The sequence below is a fragment of the Micromonospora sp. CNZ303 genome, assembly GCF_004345505.1.
Map to the genome: position 1 here is coordinate 12156 of NZ_SLVT01000019.1, position 25296 is coordinate 37451.

The 25296-nt window shown below is 74.0% G+C and carries 20 protein-coding genes; 12 read left to right on the forward strand and 8 right to left on the reverse strand.

The genetic code is table 11. The features are described from left to right. Positions 1-40: 40 nt before the first annotated feature. The 10 genes from EV374_RS25260 (at position 41) to EV374_RS25305 (ending at position 12172) form a co-directional block, all read left to right on the forward strand. Positions 41-1114, forward strand: coding sequence for an ABC transporter ATP-binding protein (locus EV374_RS25260; RefSeq protein ID WP_132239516.1), 1074 nt, complete (start codon positions 41-43; stop codon positions 1112-1114). Beyond that, entirely contained in the window at positions 1111-2904 is a 1794-nt protein-coding gene (locus tag EV374_RS25265) for an ABC transporter permease (protein ID WP_132239518.1), read from the forward strand. The genes EV374_RS25260 and EV374_RS25265 overlap by 4 nt, the downstream gene beginning before the upstream one ends. Continuing rightward, positions 2892-3872 carry a creatininase family protein gene (locus tag EV374_RS25270; protein ID WP_132239520.1) on the forward strand — a complete coding sequence of 327 codons (981 nt, stop codon included), beginning with the start codon at positions 2892-2894 and terminating at the stop codon, positions 3870-3872. Before EV374_RS25265 ends, EV374_RS25270 begins: the two co-directional genes overlap by 13 nt. Then, a complete protein-coding gene (locus EV374_RS25275) occupies positions 3869-4822 on the forward strand; it encodes an amidohydrolase family protein (RefSeq protein WP_207914542.1) in 954 nt (317 codons plus the stop codon). The genes EV374_RS25270 and EV374_RS25275 overlap by 4 nt, the downstream gene beginning before the upstream one ends. 63 nt (positions 4823-4885) lie before the next feature. Further along, the gene (locus EV374_RS25280; protein WP_132239522.1) at positions 4886-6343 is read left to right on the forward strand and encodes a lyase family protein; all 1458 of its coding nucleotides are present in this window, start codon (positions 4886-4888) and stop codon (positions 6341-6343) included. A gap of 40 nt (positions 6344-6383) precedes the next feature. Continuing rightward, a complete protein-coding gene (locus EV374_RS25285) occupies positions 6384-7313 on the forward strand; it encodes an ROK family protein (protein ID WP_486485950.1) in 930 nt (309 codons plus the stop codon). A 316-nt stretch (positions 7314-7629) separates the two neighbouring features. Then, positions 7630-10050 carry a carbohydrate-binding module family 20 domain-containing protein gene (locus tag EV374_RS25290; RefSeq protein ID WP_165947908.1) on the forward strand — a complete coding sequence of 807 codons (2421 nt, stop codon included), beginning with the start codon at positions 7630-7632 and terminating at the stop codon, positions 10048-10050. Between the two features lie 107 nt (positions 10051-10157). After that, positions 10158-10811 carry a hypothetical protein gene (locus tag EV374_RS25295; RefSeq protein ID WP_132239524.1) on the forward strand — a complete coding sequence of 218 codons (654 nt, stop codon included), beginning with the start codon at positions 10158-10160 and terminating at the stop codon, positions 10809-10811. A 43-nt stretch (positions 10812-10854) separates the two neighbouring features. Beyond that, on the forward strand, positions 10855-11499 hold the full coding sequence (locus EV374_RS25300; protein WP_132239526.1) for a dihydrofolate reductase family protein: 645 nt from the start codon (positions 10855-10857) through the stop codon (positions 11497-11499). A gap of 112 nt (positions 11500-11611) precedes the next feature. Beyond that, entirely contained in the window at positions 11612-12172 is a 561-nt protein-coding gene (locus tag EV374_RS25305) for a dihydrofolate reductase family protein (protein ID WP_132239528.1), read from the forward strand. Between the two features lie 66 nt (positions 12173-12238). Here the strand turns inward: EV374_RS25305 and EV374_RS25310 are convergent, their stop codons facing one another. Both EV374_RS25310 and EV374_RS25315 read right to left on the reverse strand, forming a co-directional pair. Next, positions 12239-12571 (reverse strand): hypothetical protein, encoded by a 333-nt coding sequence (locus EV374_RS25310; protein ID WP_486485966.1) that lies wholly within the window; start codon positions 12569-12571, stop codon positions 12239-12241. Positions 12572-12774: 203 nt separating this feature from the next. Continuing rightward, on the reverse strand, positions 12775-13257 hold the full coding sequence (locus tag EV374_RS25315) for a hypothetical protein (protein WP_132239530.1): 483 nt from the start codon (positions 13255-13257) through the stop codon (positions 12775-12777). Between the two features lie 403 nt (positions 13258-13660). Here EV374_RS25315 and EV374_RS25320 point away from each other — a divergent pair, with 403 nt between their 5' ends. Both EV374_RS25320 and EV374_RS25325 read left to right on the forward strand, forming a co-directional pair. Beyond that, complete coding sequence (locus tag EV374_RS25320; protein ID WP_132239532.1) at positions 13661-16093, forward strand: M14 family metallopeptidase; 2433 nt, start codon at positions 13661-13663, stop codon at positions 16091-16093. A 202-nt stretch (positions 16094-16295) separates the two neighbouring features. Then, a complete protein-coding gene (locus EV374_RS25325) occupies positions 16296-17900 on the forward strand; it encodes a Na+/H+ antiporter (RefSeq protein WP_132239534.1) in 1605 nt (534 codons plus the stop codon). 15 nt (positions 17901-17915) lie between these two features. Here the strand turns inward: EV374_RS25325 and dinB are convergent, their stop codons facing one another. The 6 genes from dinB to EV374_RS25355 form a co-directional block, all read right to left on the reverse strand. Further along, positions 17916-19103 (reverse strand): DNA polymerase IV, encoded by a 1188-nt coding sequence (gene dinB, locus EV374_RS25330; protein WP_132239536.1) that lies wholly within the window; start codon positions 19101-19103, stop codon positions 17916-17918. A 101-nt stretch (positions 19104-19204) separates the two neighbouring features. Continuing rightward, positions 19205-19729 carry a GNAT family N-acetyltransferase gene (locus tag EV374_RS25335; protein ID WP_132239538.1) on the reverse strand — a complete coding sequence of 175 codons (525 nt, stop codon included), beginning with the start codon at positions 19727-19729 and terminating at the stop codon, positions 19205-19207. A 67-nt stretch (positions 19730-19796) separates the two neighbouring features. Continuing rightward, positions 19797-21371, reverse strand: a complete 1575-nt coding sequence (locus EV374_RS25340) for an FMN-binding glutamate synthase family protein (RefSeq protein ID WP_132239540.1) — start codon at positions 21369-21371, stop codon at positions 19797-19799. Between the two features lie 103 nt (positions 21372-21474). Then, on the reverse strand, positions 21475-22695 hold the full coding sequence (locus EV374_RS25345; RefSeq protein ID WP_132239542.1) for a GAF domain-containing SpoIIE family protein phosphatase: 1221 nt from the start codon (positions 22693-22695) through the stop codon (positions 21475-21477). Between the two features lie 64 nt (positions 22696-22759). After that, complete coding sequence (locus EV374_RS25350) at positions 22760-24907, reverse strand: glycogen debranching N-terminal domain-containing protein (protein WP_132239544.1); 2148 nt, start codon at positions 24905-24907, stop codon at positions 22760-22762. A 194-nt stretch (positions 24908-25101) separates the two neighbouring features. Next, positions 25102-25290, reverse strand: coding sequence for a VOC family protein (locus EV374_RS25355; protein ID WP_486485951.1), 189 nt, complete (start codon positions 25288-25290; stop codon positions 25102-25104). Positions 25291-25296 lie beyond the last annotated feature (6 nt).

Here is a 25296-nt window from a genome sequence, read left to right on the forward strand (position 1 = left end):
CGACCGTCCAGGTCCGGTACCGCACGAAGGAGAGGACCTCATGATCGATGTCACGCTCGAGTCGGTGAGCAAGCGCTTCGCGCGCGGCGGCGACACCGCGGCCGTGGACGACGTCGACATCACCATCGCCGCCGGGGAGTTCTTCACGCTGCTCGGCCCGAGCGGCTGCGGCAAGACCACCACCCTGCGCATGGTGGCCGGGTTCTACTTCCCCACCTCCGGCCGGATCCGGTTCGGCACCGAGGACGTCACCCGCCGACCGCCGAACAAGCGCGACACCGGCATGGTGTTCCAGAACTACGCCCTCTTTCCGCACATGAGCGTCGCGCAGAACGTCGCGTACGGCCTGAAGATCCGCAAGGTCGGACGGGTCGAGGCGCGGCGGCGGGTCGAGGAGGCGCTCGGCCAGGTGCACCTCGCCGGCTACGGCGACCGGCGCATCGACGAGCTCTCCGGCGGCCAGCAGCAGCGCGTCGCCCTGGCCCGGGCGCTGGTGATCCGGCCCCGCACGCTGCTGCTCGACGAGCCGCTGTCGAACCTCGACGCCAAGCTGCGCGAGGAGACCCGGGTCGAGATCCGCCGCATCCAGCGCGAGGCCGGCACCACCTCCATCTACGTCACCCACGACCAGGCCGAGGCGATGGCCATGTCGGACCGGATCGCGGTCATGCAGTCCGGCCGGGTGCAGCAGATCGGCGCCCCGCAGGAGATCTACCACCGCCCGGCGACCAGCTTCGTGGCCCGCTTCATCGGCCGCAGCAACGTGCTGAGCCTCCCGGTGGTCGCCGCCGACGCGCGGAGCGTCACCGTGGGGCTGCCCGCCGGCGGCGAGATCACCGCGCCCGCCCCGACCGACCACGGCCTGCGCCAGGGCGACACCGCGTCGGTCTCCGTCCGCCCCGAGCACATCGGGCTGACCTCGGCCGCCGAGGCGGGCGCGCTGCCCGGCCGCGTCACCGAGGTGGAGTTCACCGGCATGGCGACCAACCTCGTCGTCGACGTGGCCGGCGAGCCCGTGCAGGTCGCCGCGATCGACGTGCCGGCCGGGATCGCCGCCGGCGACCAGGTCGGGCTGCGGCTGAACCGGGAGCGGATGTGGGTGGTGCGCCCGTGAGCACCCTCCCCGCCACCCCCAGCCCGGCGACCGTCGCGCCGGCCACCCGGGAGCCCGCCCCGCCGTCCGGCCCGCGCCGCCGGTTCGCCGACCGGTTCGCCGGCGGCACCGGCTCGCGCTGGTTCCCGTACGTCCTGGTCTTCCCGCTCGCCCTGATCCTCTTCGGGTACGTGGTGCAGCCGATGTTCGCCACCTTCGCCGAGAGCGTCGGCGTGGACGGGGTGGAGAACTACGGCAGCTTCGTCACCGGCGGCGGGGTCGCCCGCTCCTCCCTGGTCACCTCGCTGATCATCTCCGCGGCCAGCGTGCTGCTCTGCGGCATCGTCGGCGTGGCGATGGCCTTCCTGCTCAAGCGCTTCTCGTTCCCCGGCCGCAAGCTGATCGAGGCGATCATCCTGGTGCCGGCGGCGCTGCCGCCGCTGATCGGGGCGATCTCGTTCCAGCTGCTCTACAGCGAGACCGGCATCCTGCCGCGCGGCCTCCAGCAGCTCTTCGGCGCCGAGAACCCGGTGCTGCCGTTCAGCGGCATCGCCGGCGTGCTGGTCGTGCACACGTTCACCATGTACCCGTACTTCTACCTGTCCGCCTCGGCCGCGCTGTCGGGCATGGACCCGTCGGTGGAGGAGGCGGCGTACAACCTGGGCGCCGGCCGGGTCCGCGTGTGGCGCACGGTGCTGCTGCCGATGCTCACCCCGGCGCTGGTCTCCGCCTCGCTGCTGGTCTTCATGACCTCGCTGGCGTCGTACACCGCCCCGCTGCTGTTCGGGGTGGACCAGACGATGACCATGCAGATCTACATCAACCGCACCAACGGCGACCTGCCGATGGCCTCCACGTACGCCTCGGTGCTCGGCGTGGTCTCGGTGCTGTTCCTGCTCGGCATGCGCTGGTACGAGGGGCGGCGCAGCTACCGCTCCCAGTCCAAGGGCGTCGCCGCGCACCGCCGCGAGATCACCAACCCGCTGGGCAAGTGGCTCGCCCTGGTCGCCTCGGTCCTGGCCACCGCGGTCCTGCTCGCGCCGGTGGCGACCATCGCCCTGGTCGCGTTCTCCGAGGACGGCTCCTGGACCACCGAGGTCATCCCGGCGGCGTACACCACGCAGAACTTCGTCACGATCTTCTCCGACCCGGCGGCGTTCCAGCCGATCCTCAACTCGTTGCAGATGAGCCTCATCGCCACCGTCGCCTGCGTCGTCGTCGGCGTGCTCATCGCGTACGCGGTGCGCCGGCTGGACTTCCGCGGCCGGGGACTGCTGGACGTGGCGGTCATGCTGGCCTGGGCGCTGCCCGGCACGGTGGTGGCGATCAACCTGATCTCGGCGTTCAGCACGGGCAACGCGTTCAGCTTCGGACAGGTGCTGATCGGCACCTTCTGGATCATGCCGCTCGCGTACTTCGTGCGGTTCCTGCCGCTGGTGTTCCGGTCCAGCTCGGCCACCCTGGCGCAGATCGACCCGTCGCTGGAGGAGGCCGCGCGCAACCTGGGCGCGTCCTGGTGGCGGGCGTTCGGCACGGTCACCCTGCGGCTGATGCTGCCCGGCGTGGTGGCCGGCGCGCTGCTCGCCTTCGTGCACGGCGTCGGCGAGTTCGTCGCCTCCGTGCTGATCTACACCTCCGAGACCGCGCCGATCTCCGTCGAGATCAACAACCGGATGTACTCGTTCGAGGTCGGCACCGCCGCCGCGTACGGCATGCTCCAGGTTGTCCTGATCTTCGTGGTGATGGTGGTCTCCGGCCGGCTCGAAGGCGGCCGGCGCTCCAGTCGGGAGGCGGCCCGGTGGACGGCGTGAGCGCGGCCTGGCCGACGGGCGGCGGGCTGGTCCCCGCCGCCCGGATCCCTGGCGGGGAACTCGCGGCGGTCGCCGGGGCGGCGGACTTCGCGGTGCTGCCGGTCGGCGCGGTCGAGTGGCACGGCCCGCACCTGCCGCTCGGCACCGACCTGATCCTCGCCGAGGGCTTCGCCGCCGAGAGCGCGCTCGACGGCGACGGCGCGGTGCCGTCCGGCGGCGGCACCCCGGACGGCACCGCGACCACCCAGGTCGCGGGCCGCGAGACGGTGGCGGGCCCGCGCGGGGTGCTCTTTCCCGCCGTGCCGTACGCCGCCTGCCCCGGCCAGACCCGGCCGTGGCCCGGCACGGTGGCGATCCGGCCCGAGATCGCGGTCGGCTACCTCGCCGACGTGATCGAGGGGATCGTGGCCGCCGGCTTCCCCCGGCTGCTGATCGTCAACGGACACGACGCGAACATGTCGACCGTCCGGGCCGCCATGGAGTGGGTCTCCGGGCGGCGCACGGCGAGCCTGCTGCTGGTCAACTGGTTCCAGCTGGTCACCCCGGCCGAGACCGCCGAGCTGTACGGGCCGCTGCCGGCGCGCGGGCACGGTGGGGCGTACGAGACCTCCGGCGTGCTCGGCTTCGACCCTGACGCGGTCCGCCTCGACGCGGTCGCCGACCTGCCGCCGAAGCCGAAGCTGCCGGTCACCCACCCGTACGTGCTGGTGGAGTCCCGGCCCGACCCGTGGCAGGGCTGGTCCGGGCACATCTCGCTGGCCGGCGAGGAGGCCGGTCGTCGCGTCCGGCAGCTGGCCGGCGCCCGGCTGCGCGAGGTGATCGCCGCCTGGGTGGCCGCCCCGCCGCCCGCCCCGCCGACCGACGCCCCGCTGCCCACCGACGCCCCGTCGGCCGCCGACGCCCCGCTGTCCACCGACGCGCCACCGACCGCGCCGGCCGGTCGACCCGAGCCCGAGGAGGCGCCGTGACCGTCGACCGTGGACTGGACGTCGTCGACTTCCACCTGCACTTCCGCATCGGCGCCGACGAGACGATCCGGGCCTGCGAGCACGCCGCCGACATGCACCCCGGCGGCGAGCACGAGCGGACGGTCCGCGCCGCCGCCTCCGCCCCGTACGCACGGCAGTGGCGGCAGGCGTGGGGCTTCCCCGACCCGGAGCCGCCCGCCGAGCGCTGGCAGGACGAGGCGGACCGCTGGGCCGAGGAGCTGCGCGCGGTGAACGTGCGTCGGGCGGTCTTCGTCACCGGCGGCGGCAACGACACCGTCGCCGACGTGGTGGACCGCCACCCCGACCTGCTGCTCGGCTTCGCCCACCACGACCCGTACGGCGCCGGCGCCGCCGCTGAGCTGGAACGCGCCGTCACCGAGCGCGGCCTGCGCGGGCTGAAGCTCTTCGCCCCGCTGCTGCGCGGCCCGCTCGACGACGAGGCCCTCGACCCGCTCTGGGGCGCCGCCCAGCGCCTCGGCGTGCCCGTGCTGATCCACATCGGACACTACGGTAGCGCCGGCGGCCTGTCCCACGGCCGCTACGGGGGCCCGGACGAGCTGGCCCGGATGGCCCGCCGCTTCCCCGAGCTGGCCGTGGTGGTGCCGCACTTCGGCGTCCAGCACGTGCAGGACCTGCTCTTCGCCGCGTGGGGCTGCCCGAACATCCACGTCGACACCTCCGGGTCGAACCAGTGGGTGCGCTGGATGCCGTACAAGCTGACACTGGACGAGCTGTTCCGGCGCTGCTACGAGACCATCGGACCGCACCGGATCGTGTTCGGCAGCGACTCGTCGTGGTTCCCGCGCGGGTACGTCACCCGCTACCTCGACGACCAGCTGCGGATCTGCCGCGAGCTGGGGCTGCCCGACGACCACCTGCGCGCGATCTTCGCCGGGAACGCCGAGCGCCTGCTCGGCCTGGACGACTGACCGGCTGACGCCCGGGCGCGGCGCACGACGCCACGCCCGGCACGGAAGGAAGTAGAGACCGTCATGAGCACACCCGCGCTGACCACCTATCAGCGGCACCACCTCCGGCCGACCTACGACCACCACGTCGGGTACCTCTTCCCGGCGATGGTGCGGGCCAGCCAGGCCCACGTGGTGATGCTGGTCGAGCAGGGGCTCGTCCCCGCCGATCGGGGCGCCCGGCTGCTGCGCGGGCTGGCCGAACTGCGCGCCGACACCGCCGGCGCGCCCGAGTTCGACGGCACGTTCGAGGACACCTACTACCTGATGGAGAAGCGGCTGGCGCAGGCGTGCGGCATCCCCACCTCCGAGCTCGACGTGCAGATGGCCCGCAGCCGCAACGACCTCGACGCCGGGGTGTTCCGGATGCTGCTGCGCGAGCAGCTCCTCGGCGTCCTCGACCGGGTGCTCGCCACCGGCGCGACCGCCCTGGAATCCGCGCACCGCTACGCCGGCGTGGTGATCACCGGCTACACCCACCGCCGGCCGGCGCAGCCCACCACCATCGGGCACGCCCTCGCCGGCTACGCCGAGGCCCTCGCCGGGGAGGCCGTCGCCTACGCCGAGCTGATCGACCAGCTCAACGTCTCGCCGCTGGGCTCCTGCGCGTTCGCGGGCACCGACCTCGACATCGCCCCCGCCCGGGTGGCCGAGCTGCTCGGCTTCGACGGCCTGGTGACCAACTCGTACGAGGCGGTGGCCGGCGCCGACCACCTCGTGCGGGTCGGCACCCTCAACGCCCAGGCCCTCGCGACCGGCGCCCGGCTGGCCCGCACCCTCATGGACTGGCTGAGCTGGCGCTGGGTGAGCACGCCCGGCGACTTCACCCAGGGCAGCAGCATCATGCCGCAGAAGCGCAACCCGGTGGTGCTGGAGCACCTCGTCTCAATGGCCGGCGCCACCGCTGCCGACGCCGCCAGCGTGCTCAACAACGTCGGCGCGGCCTGGTGGGAGGACTCCAACAACGCCACCACCGACGTGCAGGTGCGGCTCTGGGAGAGCAACGACCGCACCGACCGGTTCTTCGCCCTGCTCGGCGGCTTCCTCGCCGAGATCGAGCCGCTGGAGCCGCCGTCGGCCGAGGAGATCGTCGCCTCCGGCGCCACCACCACCGCCGCGGCCGACGCGCTGACCCGGCACGGGGTGCCCTTCCGGGCCGCCCACTCGGTGGTCGGCCGGCTGGTCCGGGGCGGGGCCCCGGCCACCTGGACCGCGCAGACCGTCCGGGCGGCGGCGGAGGGGATCGCCGACGGGCTCGACGACGAGGCCGTCGCCGACCTGATCGCCGCCGCCGTACGCCCGGAACTCGTGCTCGACCGCGCCCAGGTCGACGGTCCCGGCGCGGACGCGGTGCGCGCCCAGGTGGCGGTGCTGCGCGGCACGTTCGACACCGTCGCCGGCCGGCTGGCCGCCGTCCGCGACCGCCTCGCCGCCGCCGACGAGGCGCTGGACGCGGTCGCCGCGCGGGGGGCGGCCCGATGAGCGCGCGGGACGCGGCGGCCGGGGGCGCGGAGGTGGTCCGGTGAGCGTGCGACTCGCCGGCCGGGCCGCCCAGCCCGCGCCGCCGGCCGGCGACGCGGGCGTGCTGCTCGGCATCGACTTCGGCGGCACCAAGATGGCGGTCGGGGTGGCCGACGGCGAGGGCCGGCTGCTGGCCCGCGAGCGGGTGCCGACGTACGCCGAGCGGGGTGCCCCGCAGGCCCTGGACCGCGCCCTGGAGTTGGCCGCGAAGCTGGTGGGGGAGGTCGGCGCGCCGGTCGCGGCGGCCGGGATCGCCTCGCCCGGCGTGGTCCGCTCCGACGGCATCGACCTGGCGCCGAACGTGCCCGGCTGGGACGGGCTGCGCCTGGCCGACGCGGTCCGGGACCGGCTGGCGGTGCCGGCGGTGGCGGTCGACAACGACCTGAACGCCGCCGCCCTGGCCGAGCTGCGGCTCGGCGCGCTCCGCGACGCCGACCCCGGCCTGGTGGTGGGCCTGGGCACCGGCGTGGCGGCGGCGGTCACGGTCCGCGGGTCGGTGCTGACCGGTCACCACGGGGCGGCCGGCGAGATCGGGTACGCCGTGGCCGGTGGCCCGTGGCCGGGCACCATGCTGGAGCTGGGCTTCTCCGGCCGGGCGCTGGACCGGCTCGCCGAGTCGCTCGGCGAGCCGGGCGGGGCGCGGGGGCTGGCCGCCGCCGCCGAGCGGCCCGGCCCGGCCCGGGACGCGCTGACCGCCCGCGTCGACGAGCTGGCCCGGCACCTGGTCACCTGCTGCCTGCTGCTCGACCCGCAGCGGGTGGTGCTGGTCGGCGGGGTGGCCGGCAACGCGTTGATCCGCGGCCTGCTGGGGGAGCGGATGGCGGCGGTCCTGCCGTACCCGCCGGAGGTGGTGCTGTCCCGGTTCGCCGACGACGCCGCGCTGCTCGGCGCGGTCATCCTCGCCCGCGAGGCGGTGCCGACCCCCCGCTGACCGCCGGATGGGTGTAAGGAAGGGCCCCTTGTTAACGCTCCGCGTTACAAGGGGCCCTTCCTTACACCCGGTGCCAGCTCTTGCAAGGAGTTGCAGTCCCTGAGGCCGGCGATCCATCGTGGAACGCCGGCTTCGCGGCGTTTACGGGTGATGTGCCAGGTCCGTAGCGATCATCTCGGCAATGTTGCCATGAAATTTCGAGAAGTTTGCTGCAAGCTATTGCAGAGCCTGCCGTGGATCGAGCATTGTCTTTGCTACCCGGACGGCCGTCCCTCTCGTCAGTGCCTCTTCGTCCCCGGAAGTAGGTCCTCCTGTCATGGCACGATCCACACCGCCCCTGCGCGCCCGCATCCCCCGCCTGCTCCTCGCCGCCGCCGTCGTCGCGTCCGGCGCCACCCCGCTCGTGGCGACCGCCGCCGCGCCCGCCCACGCCGCCGTCGCGCTCAACGACAGCGAGGTGACGGCCAACCTGTGGGAGTGGAACTGGAACTCGGTCGCCGCGGCCTGCACCGACCACCTCGGCCCCGCGGGCTACGGCGCCGTCCAGGTCGCGCCGCCCCAGGAGTCGGTGAGCCTGCCCAACAGCGCCGACGGGGCGCACCCCTGGTACGAGGTGTACCAGCCCGTGTCCTACAAGCTGGACAGCCGGTTCGGCAACCGCCAGCAGTTCGCCGCCATGGTCACCGCGTGCCATGCCGCCGGCGTGCGCGTCTACGTCGACGCGGTCGTCAACCACATGGCCGGCGTCAACAACGCGGCCGGCACCGTCGGCTACGCCGGCACCACCTTCACCGGCTACGACTACCCGGCCGTGCCCTACGGGTACGGCGACTTCCACCACCCCGGCGACAACTGCCCGACCTCCGGCGGCATCACCGACTGGAACAACGAGTCCCAGGTGACCAGCTGCGAACTGCTCTCCCTGTCCGACCTGTACACCGAGAAGGAGCAGGTCCGCAACAAGATCGCCGCGTACCTCAACGACCTCATCGGGCTGGGCGTGGACGGGTTCCGCGTCGACGCGGTCAAGCACGTCAAGAAGGCCGACTTCGCGGCCATCCTCGGCAAGCTGAACAACACCGTGGCGGAGAACAAGCGCCCGTACGTCGCCCAGGAGATCTTCGACGGCGCCTCCAACGACGCGCTCAAGGCGCGGGCCTTCATCGGCAACGGCGACGTGCTCGACTTCGGGTACGCCAAGGGCCTGCGCTCCAGCTTCCAGGGCTCCATCGCGAACCTCGCCAACGTTGCCAACTGGAACCTCGACGCGCCCAGCGCCAACGTCTTCGCCATGGTCACCAACCACGACCTCGAACGCGACGGGGTGGTGCTGTCCTACAAGAACGGCAGCGACTACACCCTGGCCAACTACTTCGCGCTGGCGTACCCGCACGGCAAGCCCTCGGTCTACGACAGCTTCACCTGGTCGAACCGCAACCAGTCGCCGCCGGCCACCGGCAGCGGCCACGTGACCGACACCGTCTGCGGCGGCGCCTGGACCTGCCTGACCCGGTCCACCGGCATCAAGGGCATGGTCGGCTGGGCCAACACCGCCCGCAACGTCAAGACCGTCTCGGACTTCACCGTCGTCAACAGCAACGTCATCGGCTTCCACCGGGGCGACCGCGGGTGGATCGGCATCAACGACTCCGGCACCGCCAGCACCGCCCAGTTCGTCACCGGCCTCGCCGACGGCGCGTACTGCGACGTCATCTCCGGCGCCGCCTCGGCCGCCGGGTGCACCGGCGCCACGGTCACCGTGACCGGCGGCCGGGCCACCGTCACCATCCCCGCAAACGGCGCGGTCGCCCTCCACGCCAACGCCCGGGGCGGCCCCGCCGCCAAGGTGGCCACCACGTTCACGGCCACCGCCGCGCTGCCCGCCGACCGGACGCTGCACCTCGTGGGCGACACCCCCGCGCTCGGCAACGGCGACCCGGCCACCTCCGTGCCGCTGACCCGCACCGCCACCGGCGCGTGGACCGCGACCGTGGACCTGCCGGCGGCCACCGCCGTCTCCTACCGGTACCTGGTCAAGAGCGGGTCCACCGTGGTCGAGCAGGAGGCCGCCAGCCGCACCTTCACCACCCCCGCAGGCGGGACGACGACCCGGACCGACACCTACGTGCCGGGACCGGTGGGGGACACCGTCGCCACGACCTTCACCGTCACCGCCACCGTGGCCGCCGGCCAGGAGGTCTACGTCGTCGGCGGCGTCCCGGCGCTGGGCAACTGGGCGCCGGCGAACGCGGTGCGGCTGCCCGCCGCCGGTGGCGTGTTCCGCGGCGTGGTCGACCTGCCCCGGTCCGCCACCGTCGACTACAAGTTCATCAAGAAGACCGCGGCCGGGGTCGTCACCTGGGAGTCCGGCGCGAACCGGAGCCTCACCACCCCGACGGGCGGCACCCACACCGTCACCGAGACCTTCCGCGGCGACACCGCCGGACCGGTCGCCACCGCCTTCCACGCCACCGCGACCACCTCCTTCGGCCAGAACGTGTACGTCGTCGGCAACCTGCCCGCCCTCGGCGGCTGGAACCCGGCGAACGCCGTCGCGCTCTCCCCGGCCGACTACCCGGTCTGGCGGGCCACCGTCAGCCTGCCGCCGAACACCGCCGTCGAGTACAAGTACCTGAAGAAGAACGCCGACGGCTCCGTCACCTGGGAGTCCGGCGGCAACCGGAGCTTCACCACCCCGGCGGGCGGCACCCACACCCGCACCGACACCTGGCGCTGACGCCACCGGTGGCCGGCCCCGTCGGGGCCGGCCACCCGGCCGTCCGGGGCCGCGCGCCGCCGCTCGCCGGTCGGGCGTCGCCCCCGCGGTGGCTACCATGGCTGCCCATGGACGAGACCTGGCACGCGCTGTGCGCCACCCCGATCGACGAGGTACGCCGGCGCGCGGCGATCGTCAGCGAACTCACCTTCCACGCGCCGACCACCGTCGACGGGGCGGAACGCTTCGCCTGGGACGACGGCGGCGGGCAGTCGACCGTGTGGCACTTCGTCCCGGACGGGCGGGCGCTGCTGCTGACCTTCGGCCCCGAGGCGGATCTCAGCGTGGGCTGGGACGAGTACGCCGCGCAGGAGGCGCTCTACGACGACGTCCCCGAGGACCTGGTCCGCCTGGTGCGCGACCGCCCGGCGAACAAGCGGTACGGCGCCGTCGTCGACGTGCCGACCGGCCGCACGATCCACTGGGCCTGCGGCGTGTTCTGGTTCGACGGCGAGCAGTGGCGGGTCGCCGAAGGCCTGCTGGACCACTGCGACCAGACCGGCATCGACCCGATGATCGGTTCCGAGTTCGCCTACTGCCTGGGCGTCTACCGATTCGGCCGGGACTTCCTCACCCCGGAGGCCGTCGTCGCGGACACGGAACACGGCTGGTACGTCGACGCCGACGAGGGCGACGAGCTGCCCGCCGTCCGCGAGATCTTCGCTCGGCACGCCGCGGTGCGCGCGGTCACCCGTCCGGGCACGGTCCGTGATCTATCGTGAGTGTCGAGTGCCGGATCGAAGACCAACTCACCGGGGGTGGGACATGGGCCTGATCCACATCGAACTGTTCGCGACCCTCGACCTCGTCGCCCAGGCGCCCGGCGGTCCCGACGAGGACCCGGAGGGGTTCCCGTTCGGCGGCTGGCAGGCGCCCCTGCTGGACGCGGTCTCCGGGGCGCAGGTCGGTGCCGCCTACGAGGGCACCGACGCCCTCCTGCTCGGCCGGCGGACGTACGACATCTTCGCCGCCTACTGGCCGCACCAGGAGGGCGGCGAGGACGACGAGATCGCCACGCTCTTCAACCGGGTCCCGAAGTACGTGGCCTCCCGCGGCAGGCCCGACCTCCCGTGGGCCGGGTCCACGCAGCTCGGCCCGGATCTGGCCGCCGCGGTGCGCGAGATCCGTGACCGGCACGAGCACGTGAAGGTCGTCGGGAGCCTGAACCTGGTGCAGACCCTCCTGCGCGAGAAGCTCTTCGACCGTCTCGACCTCTGGGTGCACCCGATCGTGCTCGGCGTCGGGAAGAAGGTGTTCGACGGTGGCGCGGTGCCCACGAACGTCACCCTGCTCGAACCGCCGGTGGCCGGCCCGAAGGGCACCGTCTACCTGCGCTACGGGCTCGCCGACGGCACGCCCGCGACGGGGGACATGAGCGCGCCCGACCGCGGTGCCGGACGCGACGACTGAAGCCGCCCGGGAGGTGGCCCGGACGGGCCGCCGGATTGTCCGGCCCCCGTCTCATACTGGGCCACCTGACTGCTGACGGTCGCACGAGACGACCCGACACCGAGGCGGAGAGATGGCCAAGCTGATCAACACCGACATCGTGTCCCTCGACGGCTACGTCAACGACGAGAACGGCAAGTTCGGCTGGAGCGAGCCGGTCGAAGAGGTGCACCGCTTCCTCAACGACCTGGACCGGGACATCGGCACCCACCTGTACGGCCGCCGGCTCTACGACGTGATGTCCTACTGGGAAACCGCCCACGAGCAGCCCGGGCACCCCGACTACATCCTCGACTACAGCCAGATCTGGCGCTCCGCCGACAAGATCGTGTATTCGTCCACGCTGGCGGAGCCGCGCAGCGCCCGCACCCGCATCGAGCGCACGTTCGACCCGGAGGCGGTCCGCGCGCTCAAGGAGTCCGCCACGCGCGACCTGGCGATCGGCGGCGCCAACCTGGCCGCCCAGGCCCACCGGGCCGGCCTGGTCGACGAGATCTGCCTCATCATCTGCCCGGTGCTCGTCGGCGGTGGCACGCGCGCCCTCCCCGACCGCGTCCGCCGCACCCTGACCCTGCTCGACCAGCACACCTTCTCGCAGGGCACGATCTTCGCGCGCTACCGCGTGGACGGCTGACCCGGCGCCCAGCCTGCCGGCACTACGACGACACGGCCAAGGCTGCCAGCACTGCCACGACGCGGCCTAGGCGGCCGACGCCGCCCGCGGGTCGTTCGGCCGGATGCGCTGCGCCAACCCGGGCACCGAGAGGTCGGAGCGGCCCTGGCCGCCAGCCGGCCGTGTCGCGTGCGGCGCCGGCTGGCCGGAGTCGGTGCGGGCCATGCGCAGGGCGCGCTGGGCGTTGTTCCAGGCCGGGCAGGGCCAGGCATGGTCCGCGCAGAGCAGGTTGCGGCAACCACCCTCCCCGTCCGGCTCGTGGGCGTCGGCCACGTCCAGGGCGAGCTTCCACAGCAGCGGGTCGGTCACCTCGGCGGGACGGTCTGCCTGACGGTCGGACCGGGCGGTGGTGTCGGACACGAGTTGATCCCCCTTGAGCGCAGGTGTGATCTTCACCTTCTCCAGTCTGCCTGCCGGCGAAACCTCGGCACCCCTTCCAGGCTGCCCAACCGGGCGCCGGACGGCGCTCAGCCCGGGGCCGGGTGAGCCAGCTCACCGAGCCAGGCACGAGGCCAGCACGGCGACACCTGCGGCGAGAACGCCGCCCGGCGACGCCCCGGTCGTCACGCGGAGCGGTGCGGGGCTCGCGGCGGCCGGTTCCGGCGCATCCGCAGCGCCGCGACTGCGACGATCAGCAGGACCGCCAGGGCCGGTCCACCCGCGATGACCATGAGCCCCGCTCCGATGTTGGCGCCGATCCCACCGGCGGTCAGCACCCGCCAGGCGAGGCCGAGGAGAACGCCGGCCGCGACGAGCGGCGCCAGCACCCACCACCACCGGCGATCGAGACGGCGGCGGGCGGTGGCCCGGATCAACCAGGCGAGCGCGAGGGCGACGCCGACGCACGCCAGGACGCCGACGATCCGGTCTCCCGCCGCACCGAGGCTCACCGGGTGGATCGCGTAGTCCAACTCGACGCCCTCGGCGGCGAGCCGTCGGGCCTCGTCGCCGGTCAGGTCCCCGATGAGCCACCAGGCGGCCACCGGGGTGCACAGCACCAGGACGAGCGCGGTGATCGGAGACGTCGGTCGGTGCTGCTTCGTCATGCCTGTGGCCTTCTCCCGGCGATCTTGTCCAACCAGCTCGGCCAAGTATGTGGGTGGCCTCCGGGCGGGGCGTGAGCACACCTACTCAGAGCGGCCCCGAGCGGCGGCCCGTGGGTCGACCGGCGGTGCGCACAGGACATCGACGGGGATTGACAGATCACTTTGTGTGCGCTGAGGATGACTCAATCCACCGACCTCGACCGGAACGGCTCTCGTCCACCACCCTGACGACGCTTGCGCGCCCGGCGGCGTCGGTCCGTCGCCACCGGACACCAGCATCTCTGCCCCCGCCGGGTCGCGATCCCGCGGCCGTGGCGCGCGACCGGCGGGGCGCAGCCGCGCAACCGGGCGACCCCTCGGCCATCCCGTCCGGTCAGCCTGCCGACACCAGAAGGGCGGACACATGCGTGATCCCCTAGCTCCCCGGTGGCGACGCCGCCTACCCGTCCCGGCCGCGCTCGCCGCCGCCACGGCGGTGGTGCTGCTGGTCAGCCCCGCCTCGGCCGTCGTACCCGCCGCAGAACCCCCCGTCGAGCTGGTCCGCGTCGCCGACGAGGAGGCGAACGTCGTCGAGGTGCTGCTCGCCGGCACCGCCCAACTGGACGCCCTCGTCGCCACCGGCGTCGACCTCGACCACCACGTCACCCGCACCGGGAACGGGGTCGTCGCGCACGCGGTCGTCACCGCGAGCGAGGCCACGGCGCTGACCAGGGCCGGTTTCACCCTCGGCAAGGTGCTGCACCGTCCCGCCGACGCCCGCGCCCGGGTGGCCGAGCGTGAGGCGACCATCGCCGGGCACGTCGCCCAGAACCGTCGGTTCGCCGCCGCGACGGGTGGCCCGGGCGCGTCCGCCGCCTCCGACGTCAGGATCATCCGGGCGGACTACTACACCTCCGGCACGAGCCAGATCCTCTCCGTCGAGGCGAAGTGGGCGCAGGGCCAGACCGCCCCCGACGCGCTCACCGTCGAACGGGACAGCGGCCCGGGCACCGAGATCGGCTCCGGCGGTACGCAGACGATCTCCCGCTTCGTCGACGCCGGGGTCTACCTCTACCACCGGGGCGCCGCGCCCGTGACCAGCCGGCCCGACCGGATCCGGATCACCAGCCCGACCGGCGACGTGGCCGTCGCGCAGGTGCGGGAGTGGCTGCCGACGCCCGGCGACGGCCCCGAGGGGCCCGGCTACCAGAAGGACTTCGTCACCAGCTACCTGACGCCCACCGAGCTGTACGCGCGGGTCCACCAGCTGGCGGCCGAGTTCCCCCGGCTGGCCGAGATCGTCGAACTGCCGCACAAGACCAACGGCTACCGGCGGCACGCGCAGGCCGTGCTCGGCACCGCCACCGACAGCCGCGTCGCGGTGGACTCCCTGGCCTGGGGGCACGAGGGCGGCAACGACGTCTCCGTGGAACTGGTCGACCCGGGCACCGCGGACACGCCGCTGTCGGTGACCGTCGCCGGCGCGGCCGTACGGGTCACGCTCGGCACCGACGGCGCCGGCGCGGTGACCAGCACGGCCGCCCAGGTCGTCGCGGCGCTCAACGCCGGGGCCGGGACGCTCGTGCGGGCGTACACCTATCGGGGCAGCCCGGGCGGCGGCGTGGTCGCGCCGGCCGCGCGGACCCCGCTCAGCGACGGCCTGAGCGCGCCGGCCAGCGTCTCGCGCGACCCGCACCCGGTGTACGCCATCCGCATCGGCAAGCACCGGGACGGCTCGAAGCTCGGCGTGCTCGCCTACGCGCAGGAACATGCCCGCGAGTGGGTCCCCCCGCTGGTGACCGTCGAGACCGCCGAGCGGCTGCTGCGCAACTACGCCCACGACGGGCGGACCCGGCAGCTGCTGGACAGCCTCGACATCTGGATCGCCCCCTCGATCAACCCCGACGGCGGCCACTACTCGTTCTACGACTTCAACTCCCAGCGCAAGAACATGACCAACCACTGCCCGACGACCGGGGCGGCCGACTTCCTGGCCCGCAACTCCTGGGGCGTGGACAACAACCGCAACTACACCGAGTACAGCCTCTTCGACGGCTACTCGGGGGCGTCGACGAGCTGCACCAGCGGCACGTACGCCGGGCCGGGCGAGCTCTCCGAGCCGGAGAACCGCAACCTCGACTGGCTGGCCTCCCGCCCCAACATCCGGTTCTCGATGAACCTGCACTCCTCGGGCAACTACTTCATGTGGTCGCCGGGGGCGTACGCGCTGCCCGACCGCGTCTCCGCACCCCGCCCGACGCTCGCCGAGGAGTCGGCCTTCTGGGGCGCGTCCTCGCGGATCCTGGCCGCCATCAAGCGGCACCGCAACATGGCGGTCACCCCGGCGCGCACCGGACCGATCTCCGACGTGCTCTACTCGGCGGCCGGCAACTCCGGCGACATGCTCTGGTACAGGTACGGCATCTACGCCTGGAACTTCGAGGTCGGCACCTCCTTCCAGCCCGAGTGGGACGAGGCGCACGCCGAGGCGCTGGAGTTCGCCAACGGCCTGGTCGAGCTGATGCGGGTGGCCCGGGACTTCGCCACGGACCGGACCAGGCCGCGCAGCACGCTGGCGGTCGCGCCCAGCGCGACGCCGGGCATGGTGGACGTGACCTTCTCCACCAGCGAGCCGGCCGCCGTCTTCTACACCCTCGACCGGGCCGCCCCCACGTACGCGTCGAAGCTCTACGGCTCGGCTGGCATCCGGGAGGGCGGCGAGACGCTGACCGTCCCGGCGGGAACGCGGATCCACTGGTTCTCCGTGGACTCGGCGGGCAACGTCGAGAACAACTACCGCCCCGACGGCAACGGCCGCAACTACCGCAAGGGCACCGCCGTACCGCCGACGCGCTGACCCGGGTCGATGACGGGGGTGCGTCAGGGGCCCACCCGGCGCACCCCCGCCGCCTGCCGCCCGTCGTCCCCGCCCCGGGCGTGGCGGCCCCCGCCGCCCGTCGTCCCCGCCCCGGGCGAGGGGGGCGCTGCCCGGCCACCGCCGAATGACCGGGTTACGGTGGTGCCCGGGGCGGAGGCCGACAGCGGGAGGGACCGGCGGGATGGGCGAGCTGGTGGCGTTGGCCCTCGGCGGCCTGGTCGTGGTCGTCCTGACCAACGCCCTGGCCCGCCGCACCCACCTGCCGGCGTCGGTGCTGCTGGTGCTCGCCGGGATCGGCTACGGCTACCTGCCCGGCCCGAACCTGGAACTCGATCCCGAGGTCGTGCTCTACCTCGTCATCCCCCCGCTGCTCTACGGCGCCGCCCTCCAGTCGAGCCTGACCGCGCTGCGCCGCAACGCCCGCACCGTGATCGGCCTGTCGGTGGCGCTCGTCCTGGTCACGGCGCTCGCCGTGGGTTTCGGGCTCAACGCGGTGGTGGCCGCCGTCCCGCTGAGCTTCGCCATCGCGGTGGGCGCCGCGGTCTCCCCGCCGGACCCGGTTGCGGCGCTGTCGATCGGCCGGCGGGCCGGCATGTCGCCCCGGCTGACCACGCTGGTCGAGGGGGAGGGGCTGCTCAACGACGCGACCGCCCTGACGATCCTGCAGGTCGCCGTGGCGACGGCGATCGGCGGCAGGTTCTCCGTCGGGCACGCCGTGGGCGACTTCCTGTTCGTCGCCGCCGGTGGGCTGGCCGTCGGCATGGCCGTCGCGTGGGTCATCGCGTACCTGCGGAAGACGGCCTCCGATCCGCTGACCGACAACGCCCTGTCCCTGGGCACCCCGTTCGCCGCCTACGTGGCGGCCGAGAGTCTGCACGTCTCCGGCGTCCTGGCGGTCGTCGTGGCCGGCCTCTGGCTGGGCCACCGCAGCGCGTCCCTGCAGTCCAGCGGCGCGCGGTTGCAGACCCGTTCGGTCTGGCACCTGGTGGAGTACCTCCTCGAGGGCTACGTGTTCCTGCTCATCGGCCAGCAGTTGCCCGCCGTCGTGCGCGGGCTGGCCGCCTACGACCTCGGCACCGTCGTCGCGGCGGGGGCCGTCACCGTCGGCGTCGTGCTGCTGGTGCGTCCGCTGTGGCTGCTGGCCGCCGCGCACCTGCCCGCCCGGATGCACGCCCGCCTCGGCGGCGACCCACGTCCCGACAACCCGCCGTTGTCCGGTCGGGAGCTGCTCGCGCTGAGCTGGGCGGGCACCCGGGGCGTCATCACCCTCGCGGCGGCGTTCACGCTGCCCGCGAGCACGCCCGCCCGGGACCTGCTGCTGTTCTGCGCGTACCTGGTCGTGCTGGTCACCCTCGTCGGTCAGGGCCTGACCTTCGCCCCGCTGCTGCGCCGGCTGCGGCTGCCGGGCACCGCCGTCAGCCGGGCGTTGACCCGCAACGAGGCCCGCGCCGCGGCGGTGCAGGCCGCCCTCGACCGGCTGACCGCCCTGGCCGAGACCGACCCGGGCGTACGCGACGTCGCCGCCCCGCTGCGCCGGGCCGCCGAGGGCCGCCACAAGCGCTACACCGAACGGGTGGCACTGCTCTCCCACGTCGAGGACCAGGTGCTGCCGGTGGACGACCGCTACCGGGCGGCCCTGCTGGCCCGCCGGGAGATGATCGCCGCCGAACGGGATGAACTGCTCGCCTGGCGCGACGCGGGCCGCCTCGCCGACGCCGACATGCGCATCCTGGAGCGGGAGCTGGACCACGAGGAGAGCGTCCTGCCGTCGCTGCCGCCGTCCTGACCCGCCGCCCCGGGCTCAGTCCGGCAGCAGCGGCATCTCCAGGCCGGGGTCCCGGCCGAGCAGCACCGCCCGGGTGAGCGCCCCCGACCCGAACCGGTCGCGCACGGCGTCCACGGCCGCGTCCAGGTCCGCCCCCGGATCGCGGTCGAACGGCAGCGGCGGCTGTACGGGGGAGTGGTCGAGGTTCCCGACCGAGACGCCGAGCAGGGTCACGCCCCGCCGTTCGATCTCGGGCAGCGCGGCCCGCAGCAGCGCCCGCGCCGCGGCGAGCAGCGGGGCCGTGTCGGCGGTCGCCTTGGCCACCGTGTGGGAGCGGGTCGCGCGGGTGTAGTCGCCGAACCGCAGGCGCAGCGTCACCGTCCGGCCGGCCCGCGTCGCCGCCCGCATCCGCCGGGTCACCCGGTCGACCAGGCCGGCGAGGACCGCCTCCAGCTCGGCGGGGGCGTGCGGAACGGCGGCGAGGGCATGCTGCGCGCCCATCGAGGAGCGCCGGCGGCCGACCTGCACCGGCCGGGGGTCGCGGTTGTGCGCCAGGGCGTGCAGGTGCCGACCGGCGCCCGCGCCGAGCAGCGAGACCAGCGTTGCCTCGCCGAGGCGGGCGACCTGCCCGACCGTACGGATGCGCCGCTCGCGCAGCTTCGTCGCGGTCACCGGCCCGACGCCCCACAGCCGCTCCACCGGCAGCGGGTGCAGGAACGCCAGCTCCCCGTCCGGCGGGACGACCAGCAGGCCGTCGGGCTTGGCGACGCCGCTGGCCACCTTGGCGAGGAACTTCGTGCGGGCCACGCCCACCGTGATCGGCAGGCCGACCCCCTCGCGTACGGTGCGGCGCAGCCGGGCGGCGATGTCGGCGGGCGGCCCGGCCAGCCGGCGCAGTCCGCCCACGTCCAGGAACGCCTCGTCGATGGAGAGCCCCTCGACGACCGGGGTGGTCCGCCGGAAGATCTCGAACACCGCGCGGCTCGCCGCCGTGTAGGCCGCCATCCTCGGCGGCACGACGATCGCCTCGGGGCAGAGCCGCCGGGCCTGCCGGCCGCCCATCGCGCTGCGGATGCCGCGGGCCTTCGCCTCGTAGCTGCACGCGAGGACCACGCCCCCGCCGACGATCACCGGCCGGCCGCGCAGGCGCGGATCGTCCCGCTGCTCGACCGACGCGTAGAACGCGTCCAGGTCGGCGTGCAGGATGCTGGCCTCGAGCGACACGAACACATGTTCGCACGCGGACCCGCGAATGTGGCACTGACCTGCCCGAACGTCGCCGGTGAGCACCGTTCGGCCCGTCGGTCAGGCCGCTGGCGGCTCGCCTACAGATCGTCGAACGGGCGGGCGTAGCTGAACCCGCCGCGGATCGACGACCGCCACGCGCTCAGCGGGCGGGCCATGAAGTATTGCGGCCCCCACGGCTGCGGCGGGGTGACGCCGAGGTCGACCGCCGGGCGGAACCCGAAGCGCGGGTAGTAGTCGGGGTGCCCGAGCAGCACCACCAGGGCCTCCTCGCGCGCGTCGGCCGCGCCGAGCACCGCGTGCATCAGCGCGGAGCCGACCCCGCGCCGCTGCCAGTCCGGCAGCACGCCGAGCGGACCCAACCCCAGCGCGACCGGCTCGCCGGCGACCCGGCCCCGGGTGCACACCACGTGCCCGACCACCTGCCCGGCGTCGTCGGCCGCGACGAGGGAGAGGGCCGGCAGCCACCCGTCGTCCGCGCGCAGCGCGTCCACCAACCCCGCCTCGACGGGTACGGCGTCCGGCTTCTCCGGGTCGGCGAAGGCGGCGAGGTGCACCGCCCGGATCGCGTCGACGTCGGCGGGGGTCTCGCGTCTGATCAGCACCGGGCCACGATAGGCGCGGCGGTGCACCCGGTGCGCGCCATTATCGGCGTCGGTGGCGTGCGGGCGGTCAGGACATCGCGGTCGGCGAGGGCGGGGCGGTGCCGCCCTGCGGGGCCTCCGCCGACATCAGCCGGGCGATCTGCGCCCGGTCGGCGGCGGACGGCAGGCCCCACCCGGGGCGGTAGCCGTACACCTCGTGCAGGGGGTGCGAGGCGGTCCGGCCGTCGAGGATCTCGATCGCGTCGGTGTCGATGAGGCCCGGGTGCTCGACGCCGCACGCCTCGGCGACCTTGACCAGGTCGCGGCGCAGCGTCCGGACGTAGTTGGCCGCGCGGACCGACTTCGAGCCGGGGTCCACGCCCCGGGCGAGCCACTGGTTCTGGGTGGCGACGCCGGTGGGACAGGTGTCGGTGTGGCACTTCTGGGCCTGGATGCAGCCGATCGCCAGCATCGCCTCCCGGCCGACGTTGACCATGTCGCAGCCGAGCGCGAACGCCACCACCGCGTTGTCGGGCAGGCCGAGCTTGCCGGCGCCGACGAACACCACCTGCTCGTGCAGGTCGCGCTCGGCGAAGATCTTGTAGACGCGGGTGAAGCCCTGCTGGAACGGCAGCGACACCGAGTCCGTGAAGATCAGTGGCGCCGCGCCGGTGCCACCCTCACCGCCGTCGACCGTGACGAAGTCGACCCCACGCCCGGTGTCGCGCATCAGGGTGGTCAGCTTCTCCCAGAAGCCGAGGTCGCCCACCGCGGACTTGATGCCGACCGGCAGGCCCGTCTCGGCGGCGAGCAGCTCCACCCAGTCGAGCAGGCTGTCGCAGTCGGAGAACTCGGCGTGCCGCGACGGGCTGACGCAGTCGCGTCCCTGCGGAATGCCCCGGGTCGCCGCGATCTCCGCGGAGACCTTGGCCGCCGGCAGAAGGCCGCCGAGGCTGGGCTTCGCGCCCTGGCTGAGCTTGATCTCCAGCGCCCGCACCGGCGCGCCGGCGACCAGGTCCCTGAGCCGGTCGAGGCTGAACCGGCCGCGTTCGTCGCGGCAGCCGAAGTACGCGGTGCCGATCTGGAAGACCAGGTCACCGCCCTTGCGGTGGTACGGCGACAGCCCACCCTCGCCGGTGTTCTGCATACAGCCGGCCAGGGCGGCGCCCCGGTTGAGCGCCTCGACGGCGTTGCCGGACAGCGAGCCGAAGCTCATCCCGGAGATGTTCACCACCGACTCGGGCCGGAACGCGTGGGCGCGGCCCCGCGCGGCGCCGAGCACCTTGGCGCACGGCAGCCGCACGTCGTGTCCGGCGCCCGGCGTCGACGGCGGGACGGCCCGGCCGAAGGTGCGGTGCTTGATGATCGGATATCCGGGCGTGACCTCGATGTCGTTGTCGGTGCCGAAGCCGAAGTAGTTGTTCTGCTGCTTCGCCGACGCGTACACCCAGCGGCGCTGGTCGCGGGTGAACGGCCGCTCCTCGTTGTTGCCCGCGACGATGTACTGGCGCAGCTCCGGCCCGATGGACTCCAGCAGGTACCGGGCCCGGCCGAGGACCGGGAAGGTGCGCAGCAACGCGTGGTCGCGCTGGATCAGGTCACGCGCGGCGAGGGCCGCGACGGCGGCGACGGCGGCGGGTACGGCTCGGCTTGCCCACTTCATGCCCGCCACTCTTTCCGCGATCGCCCCCCGCCAAACGGCCGGCGACCACGCGGCCGGTCTCGCCCGTCCGGACGGCGCACCTGGGTGCCGGCGGCCCGACGGATCAGTCAGGCGTCGGAAGCCGGTGGACGACCAGCATGGCGATGTCGTCGGTCGGCTGCTCGGCGCCGAGGGCGCCCATGACCGCGGCGCAGACCTCCTCGGCCGGTGCCGGCCGGATCACGTCGGCGAGCTGATCGAGGCCGACGTCGATGACCTCGTGGCGGCGTTCGACGAGGCCGTCGGTGAAGCAGACGAGCACCGCGCCCGGCGGGAAGTCCACCTCCGCCTGCTGCCGGGGCGGCGGCCGGCGACCCGTGCCGAGCGGGGGATCGGCGTGGACCGGGACGGGCACGCCCGGCTGGCCCGGCGCGCCGAGGACGGGGCGCAGGTGCCCGGCGGAGGAGAGCCGGATGCGGGTCCGGTCGGGGGAGACCATGGCGTAGAGCGCCGTGGTGAGGTTGCCGGCCTCGAAGTGGCTGACCTTGCGGTCGAGGAGCGTCAACGCCTCCGCCGGGTCGTCGCAGACCAGCGCGTAGGCGCGCAGCGCGCTGCGGACGCGCCCCATGACCACGGCCGACTGCAGGCCGTGGCCCGACACGTCGCCGATGACCAGGCCCAGCCAGCCCGAGGGCAGGACGAACACGTCGTACCAGTCGCCGCCGATTCCGGCGACGTGCCCGGGCACGTACCGGGCGGCCATGTCCAGGCCCGGCAGGCTGGGCAGCTGGGTGGGCAGCAGGCTGCGTTGCAGCGCGAGGGCGGCGTTGTGGTCGAGGTTGTGGGACCGGGCCAGGTTGGCCAGGCTGGCCCGGTCGGCGACCAGCTCCAGCAGGCGTACGTCGTCGGTGGTGAACCGGCGGCGGCCCAGCGTACCGACGTGCAGCACGCCGATAAGCTCGCCCCTGGCGAACATCGGCACGCCGAGCAGCGACCGCAGCCCCATCGCCAGCAGGACCGGGTTGACCACGACGTCGGGGGTGACCTCCTCGATGATCACCGGCCGTCGGGTCAGGGCGATCCGGCCGGCGAAGCCGCGGCCCACGGAGACGCGGAACCCCTGCCGGACCTCCTCCTCCAGCCCTCTGGCCGCGGTGGCCACGAGCTGCTGGGAGTGCGTGTCCAGCATGAGGATGGCCGCCGTGTCGACGTCGAGCAGGTCCCGGACGCGGTCGAGGAGTTCGTCGAAGAGGTCGGCCGCGTCGAGGCGGGACAGCGTCGCGTCGGTCACGGCCTCGATGCGGCGCAACCGTTCGTCGTCCTGGATGAGCCCTCGACCGCCCACCACCGGATCCTAGCCCTGACGGCTGCGGGCGCCGATTCCGCGCTGTGCCGACCGGCCCGGCCGGTCAGGAGCGGCGGCGGGTCGCCGAGGCCTGGAGCGTGGGCCGGCGGATGACCGCGATCCGGTCGCCCCGGGCGCGCAGCGACGTGCGCCCGCCGCGCCCGCGACGTACGGTCAGGTCGACGGTGCGCCCGCCCACGCGCACGCCCTCGAGCGTGAGGTCCGGCAGCCACTCCGGCAGGTGCGGGTCGACGAAGATCGTCCGCAGCGGCGCGGCCGGGCGCAGCGCCAGCAGCGCCTGGATCAGCGCGACGACCGCGCTGGCGGACCACGCCTGCGGGGAGCAGGAGTCCGGGTAGACGCCGGGGTGCGGATGGGCGTCGTCGCGGGGCAGCCCGCTGAGCACCTCCGGCAGGCGGTGTTCCGTGAAGAGCGCCGCCGCGGAGAACATCCCCTCCGCGAGCCGGTGCAGGTGCTCCCAGCAGCCGTACCGGGCCAGCCCCAGGCCGATCGTGCCCGCCTCGACCGGCCAGACGCTGCCCCGGTGGTAGCTGAACGGGTCGTACGCCGGGTGCGCCGAGGACAGGGTGCGCACCCCCCAGCCGCTGAACATGTCGGGGGCGAGCAGCCGGTCGGCGACCAGGGGCGCGATGCGGGCGGGCACGATCCCCGTGGCCAGCAGGTGGCCGTCGTTGGAGTTGACCGAGCGCACCTGCCGCTTGTCCGGCCCCAGCGCCAACGCGTGGCAGCCCCGGTCCGGCATCCAGTAGGCCCGGTGGAAGCGGCGCCGCAGGGCGGCGGCCCGGCGGACCAGCCCGGCACCGTACGCGGGGTGGCCGGCCGCGGCGAACGCCACCCCGGCGTGCCGCAGCGCGGCGTACCAGTACCCCTGCAACTCGCTGGTCGCGATCGGGTTCGGCACCACCTCGCCGTGCTCGTCGACGATGGCGGTGTCCGAGTCCTTCCATCCCTGGTTCTTCAGCCCGGCGGGGGACCGGCGGTGGTATTCGAGGAAGCCGTCCCGGTCGAGGTCGCCGAAGCGGTCGATCCAGCCCAGCACACGTCGCGCGGTCGGCAGCAGGTCCCGTACCGTGTCGAGGTCCCCGGTCCAGGCCAGGTACTGGCCGAGGAAGACCAGGAAGTCCGGCGCGGTCGACCAGTCGCCGTAGTAGCTGTCGAACGGGTCGATCCCGAGCGTGGACACCGGGCCCCGCCGGGCCTCGTGCAACGGCTTGCCGGGTTCCTCGTCGCGCCAGTCGTCGACGCGCCGCCCGAGGTGGTGGGCGTTGAGCCGCAGGCTGTCCGCCAGCATCGTCGGCCCGGCGAGCAGGGACTGCCACGAGGCGGTCATCGTGTCGCGGCCGAAGATCTCCTGATAGATGGGCAGGCCCGCCATCGGTGCCGTCGGGCCCTCCGGTTCGCCCAGCGGCAGCACGGCCAAATCGTCGACCGCGCATCGCCAGGCGGCCGTGACGTCGAAGTTGCTGCTGCTGAGCCGCGTGAGCTCGCGGGCCAGGGTGCCCCGGGCGCGCGCGGCCGCGTCGTCCGGCTCGGCGAAGGTCGGCGGCGGCGCGGCGAGGCGCTGCCCGTCGAAGACGGGTTCGACGAGGAGCTCCACCCGGCGGGACCCCCGGGGCGGCACCGCGAGGTCGACCGTCAGGGCGGCGTCGGCGTACCGGACGGGCGTGTCGGCCCGTACGCCGATCGCCACCGCCCGGTCGAGGCCGTCGCACCGGTAGGCCAGGCGGAGCTCCCGGTCCCGGTCGTCCCAGCTCGCGTCGACCGTGCCGGACTGCACCCGGCGGCCGGTCTCGGCCTCGCTGGTGTCGGCGAAGTCGGCGGCGAGGTGGATCCGCAGCCGCAGGTCCAGGGGCACGGCCGCGTAGCTGACCACGGTCAGCCGGGTCCGCAGCCCCGCGCCGACGAAGCGCTCCACCAGCAGGTAGGCCGCGCGGGAGGGCAGCGTGTCGCCGTCGCCGAGGGCCGCGTACGAGAGCTGGGCGTGCCCCGCCACGTTGGCCGTGCTGAACGGGACCGGCTCGCGGCCGTCCACGCTGAGGCGTTCGGTGCTGAGCACGCGGGTGTTGCGGGCGAAGAAGCCCTGCGGGCCGGTGCCGGCGATCCGGCCGCGCACGTCGGTCACCAGGGTGCTCCAGCCGCTCGCCACGTAGAGCAGGTCCGGGCGGACGCGCAGGTTCCGGACCCGGGTCATCGCGGCCGGGGCGGGCTCGGGCGGGGGCGGGCGTGCCGGGCGGGGCGAGCGGGCTGCGGGTGCGGGTGCGCGGGCGGCGACAGCATCGGGTGCACCCCTCCGGCCGGCGGCTGCGGGCCGGGCCGCACCGGTGGGGTGCCGCCCGGGCCCGCCGGACAGCGGTCCCTACCCGTTCGCGCCGCCGCTACACCCGGTCAGCCCTGCGGCTGGCCGATGTTCACCATCCAGCCGATGCCGTAGCGGTCGACGCACATGCCGAACTCGTCGCCCCACATCTGCTTCTCCAGCGGCACGGTCACCGTGCCGCCGTCGGCGAGCTGCTCCCAGTAGCCGCGCAGCTCGTCGACCGCGTTTCGTCGGCCCGCGGGGCGGGTCGCTCCCATGGGCCG